This window comes from Lysinibacillus sp. GbtcB16 (assembly GCF_019091145.1).
Classification (GTDB): Bacteria; Bacillota; Bacilli; order Bacillales_A; family Planococcaceae; genus Lysinibacillus; species Lysinibacillus fusiformis.
This window is the reverse complement of sequence record NZ_JAGXJV010000196.1, coordinates 1-345: the sequence shown is the minus strand read 5'-3', so window position 1 is coordinate 345 and position 345 is coordinate 1. Positions and strand designations below refer to the sequence as shown.

Below are 345 nucleotides of genomic sequence, written 5' to 3'. Positions count from 1 at the left end.
GTGATTATGATTGGGCAATTGTAGAAAAGTTTATTATTCCGAATATGTCTTCACTTCTACTAAAAAAAGGACGTGAAGCTAAAATCGTACAAATTGTGGCTGATAGTGGGTTAGGTAAAACAAAAGTAAAAAAGCTTTTAAGTAGATACTGGCAGCGTGGAATGAACAAAAATTCGATGCTACCTGATTATGCGAATTCAGGTGGTCGAGGGAAAAGTAAGAAACTCAATGTGGATAAAATCGGGAGACCACGAAAGCTTACGGTAGATGGTGAATACAGAAGTGGTGTTAATATTACAGAAGAGATAAAATTGCAATTTGAACATGGAATAAACAAGTATTATC

The 345-nt window shown here is 35.1% G+C and carries 1 pseudogene; it reads left to right on the top strand.

The window, feature by feature from the left end:
- A pseudogene (locus KVT27_RS23980) lies at positions 1–345 on the top strand (Mu transposase C-terminal domain-containing protein); the annotation flags it as partial.